Raw genomic sequence first — 3900 nt, 5'->3', positions numbered from 1 at the left:
TAGCGGTGTTCGCCTGCCCGCGCGCTCAGGCGCCGGCGGGAGTGGTGCGGGCACCGGTCACGAAAAACCGGCCGACGCCCCGGGGCGGCGTGGCTGCGGACGTCGTCACCCTGGCGCGACCGCGGGCCGGCCAGAGCGCCGGGCCGGCAGGTCGCGGGCTCCCGAGCCGCCCACCTGCCGGCCGGGTCGGGCCAGGCCACTGCGCGCTGCGCCGCCCGGTTCACCCCAGACGAACGACCCCGTGACTCGGGACTTCCGCCTCTACTGCGAACCCCGGGGCGGTGGTCGAATCGGCATCAGCCATGGACGCGAGGAGACCCTGGGTGACTGCCAACGATGAGGAGGCCGCGACGTGCCGCGTCGACGTGCTGATCGACGAGTCGGATCTGGCGAATCAGTTGTCCGCGTTGACGTCGAGCGACATCGCGGCCAATACTCACCAGCCGGTCACAGGCCTGCATCACCGACTTTTGGTCCTACAGCAACGAAGCAGGGAAGCGTAGCAACGAATCATGAAACACCGCAACGAGTTACCGGCCGCCTTCGAGGTGGAGGTCACGACACACGGCCAGCTGCCCGGCGCCGACCACTACGCCCGGATCAAGATCGGCGAGCTCGGCCGGCTCACCCACGAGCCGGTGCTGCACGCTCACGTCAGGCTGAGCGAGCAGGGCAACCCGGCGGTGGCCCGCCGGGTGATCGCGCAGGCCAACCTCGACGTCGACGGCAGACTGGTCCGCGCGCAGGCCGAAGGCGTCACAGCGCGCGAAGCCGTCGACCGTCTCGAGGCGCGGCTCCGCCAACGGCTGGAGCGCATCGCCGAGCATGGGGAATCCCGACGGGGCGCAACTCCCCGCGGCGGGCCGCACCAATGGCGGCACCAGTCCGAGCCCACCCACCGGCCGAACTACTTCCCCCGGCCCGAAAGCGAACGCCGGATCATGCGGCACAAGTCGTTTTCCGTGCCCACCTGTACCGTCGACGAAGCGGCGTTCGAGATGGAATTGCTCGACTACGACTTCCATCTCTTCACCGAAAAGGGGACCAGGCAGGACAGCGTGCTCTATCGCGGCGGACCTGCGGAATACCGCGTGGCGCAGGTTAATCCGCAGGACGTCGATGACTTGGAGCCCTTCGAGCTTCCGCTGACGGTCAGTCCGGCGCCGGCGCCGCGGCTGACCGTCGAGCAGGCGATCGAACGAATCGGATTGCTCGGCCTGCCGTTCCTGTTCTTCGTCGACACCGCACGAGAGCGCGGCAGCGTCCTGTATCACCGCTACGACGGTCATTACGGGCTCATCACACCGGCGAACTGAGCACGCACCGACAGCCGGCGATAGCTTGAAGGGCCCTGTGCCGCGGCGGTCCCGGGAAATCCCCCCGGCCCGGGACCGCCGCTTCACACCCAGCCCTTGACGACCCCCATCGGGGTGGTTCAGCGAGGCGTCGTTGTGCACGCCGAGGAGCTTTGCGACCGCGTCCATATCCTCGAGCCGAGCGCGGATATCTCGCCGCGGGAACTTGCCGGTGAGCACGCCCGGTCCGCGCAGGCAATCGTGCTCATTGCTCATTGCTCATTGCTCATTGCTCATTGCTCATAGAGCGCCAACAGCCGGTCCGCGAACTTGTCGATGACGGCCTTGCGGCGCAGCTTCAGGCTCGGCGTCAGATCGCCGGACTCGACCGAGAGCTCGTGGTCGGCGATCGCGAACTTCTTGATCTGCTCCCACCGGTTCAACTCCGAGTTGAGCGCGTCGATGTATCCCGCGATGAGCTCCCGCGTCCTCTCGTCGCGCGCGATCTCGGGAAAAGACTTGTCCGCCAGGCCGTTCCTGGCGGCCCAGTCCGCGATCGCTTCACCGTCGAGACTGACCAGCGCCACGCAGTAAGGCTTGCCCTCACCGTAGACGAGCAGCTCGCTGACATACGGGCACATGCCCTTGAACTTCGCGTCGATCGCCGACGGCGCAACGTATTTGCCCTGCGAGGTCTTGAACATGTCCTTCTTGCGGTCGGTGATCCTCAGGAACCCGTCGGCGTCGATCTCCCCGATGTCACCGGTGTGGAACCAGCCCGCGGCGTCGAGCGCTTCGGCGGTGGCGTCAGGCAGTTCGTGGTACGCGGTCATCAACCCCGGCCCTTTGAGCAGGATCTCGCCGTCGCCGGCGATCCTCACCTCGGTCGCAGGGAACGGCCAGCCGACCGTCCCGAAGCGGTAGGCGTTGGGGCGGTTGATGAATGACGCGGCTGCGGTCTCGGTCAGGCCGTAGCCCTCGAGGACGATGATGCCGACGGCGTCGAACCACCGCGCGACGTCGCGGTCCAGGGCGGCGGCCGCCGAGACGAAGAACCGCAACCGGCCGCCGAAGCGTTGCCGGATGGTGTTCAGCACCAGGCGGTCGGCGACCTTGTAGGCCAGCGTGGACCCCAGCGACGGTCGCCTCCCGGCCTGCCGGGCCTCGGATACGTTCTTGCCGACCCGGATCGCCCAGTCGAACATCGTCTTCGTCAGCAGTCCACGCTCGGCGACCATCCCCTCGACGCGGGCATGAGCCTTTTCGAAGATGCGCGGCGCGGCGCCCATGATGGTCGGTCGTAGGGCCGCGAGGTTGTCCACGATCCTGTCGACCCGGCCGTCGATCGCCGTGGGGAACCCGACCTGCAGCGGCAACGCCAGCATCACCTTGCCGAATGCGTGCGCCAGCGGCAGCCACAGAAAGTTCAGGTCGTCGGGCCCGAGGATGTTCAGCGCGTCGATGGCCGCGGCGGTATAGGTCCACGCCCGGTGGGTCAGCCGCACGCCTTTCGGGCGCCCGGTGGTGCCGGACGTGTAGATCAGGCTGGCGAGTTGGTCCGGACCGATGGCCGCTACCCGTTGGGCGACGGCGTCGGGAGCGTCGGCGAGCATTTGCTTACCCATCTGCTCCAATTCGGGTAGCCCGATCACCCAGTCGCCGTCTCCGTTGCCGTCGATGAGTACCACTTTGCTCACATCAGGCAGTTCGGCTCGGCGCTCGAGCAGCTTGTCGAGCTGGCCGTGATCCTCGGCGACGACGACCCGGCTTCCCGAATTGGCGACGATGTAGGCGACATCGGCGGCCTGCGTCGTCGGATACACGGTGGTGGTCGCGCCGCCCGCGCACATCACGGCGAAATCGACGAGCACCCATTCGTAGCGCGTCGACGAGGCGAGCGCCACCCGGTCCTCCGGCGCGACCCCCAGCGCGATCAGCCCGGCGGCGATGTCGGCGACGCGTTCGCCGACCTGCTGCCACGTCACGCTGTCCCAGCCGTGGTCCTGCGGATACCGGAAGGCTTCCGCGCCCGGGGTGGCCGCGACGCGGTCGAGGAACATCTGCGCCACCGAGGGCGCGCGATTGTCGATCTTGGTGAAGTCCGGCCTCTCCAGCGAGGCAAGTGATGTTTTCATCTCGGTAATCCATTGGTGCCGTTCTGAATACCGCGCGGTCGCTTATCGGTAACCCGATCCTGCGGCGTCCCGGGCCCCGAATATAGAGACGAAAGTCACCCGATTCGCCGGGTCTGACAAGGCGCCGCGCAAACGCCGAATTGTTGACGCGGCAGGGCCTTTTGTCACCGCCCTTACCAGCCAAGTGCCCCGGCGCGGGGTCCGCCACTCGCGTAGCGTGCGGTGCGTGACGAGGCGCCGGAGTCCGTGAATGACCCGTCGTGGCAGCCGACCCCGGCCGGAGGTGGCCACCGAGCGGGCTGCCGCGAGCGCCGTGCGCGCACAGGAGTTGGCCACGCTGGACGTCTTCGCCGGCATTCCGGCAGAGCGCCTCGTTGCGCTGGCCGCCGAGCTGGTGCCCTTGTCCGCCGCCCCCGGCGAGGTCCTGATGCGGCAGGGAGAGCGCGCGACGTCGTTTGCGATCATCACCT

Annotated in this window: 3 protein-coding genes and 1 pseudogene; 3 read left to right on the top strand and 1 reads right to left on the bottom strand. The window is 67.9% G+C overall.

The window, feature by feature from the left end:
* Window positions 1-380: 380 nt before the first annotated feature.
* Together AC2VOK_RS04955 and AC2VOK_RS04950 are read left to right on the top strand one after the other, a co-directional pair.
* A pseudogene (locus AC2VOK_RS04955) lies at window positions 381-503 on the top strand (hypothetical protein); the annotation flags it as partial.
* A 9-nt stretch (window positions 504-512) separates the two neighbouring features.
* Complete coding sequence (locus AC2VOK_RS04950) at window positions 513-1316, top strand: ribosome hibernation promotion factor (protein WP_428899494.1); 804 nt, start codon at window positions 513-515, stop codon at window positions 1314-1316.
* Between the two features lie 272 nt (window positions 1317-1588).
* Here AC2VOK_RS04950 and AC2VOK_RS04945 read toward each other — a convergent pair whose 3' ends face one another.
* Complete coding sequence (locus AC2VOK_RS04945; protein WP_428899493.1) at window positions 1589-3430, bottom strand: AMP-dependent synthetase/ligase; 1842 nt, start codon at window positions 3428-3430, stop codon at window positions 1589-1591.
* 250 nt (window positions 3431-3680) lie between these two features.
* Here AC2VOK_RS04945 and AC2VOK_RS04940 point away from each other — a divergent pair.
* Window positions 3681-3900: cyclic nucleotide-binding domain-containing protein (locus tag AC2VOK_RS04940; RefSeq protein ID WP_486944283.1), on the top strand; the 220-nt coding region annotated here is incomplete at its 3' end.

This window comes from Mycobacterium sp. TH-M116, from assembly GCF_057473685.1.
Note: the sequence above shows the minus strand (reverse complement) of the source record. Positions and strands in the feature narration are given on the sequence as shown.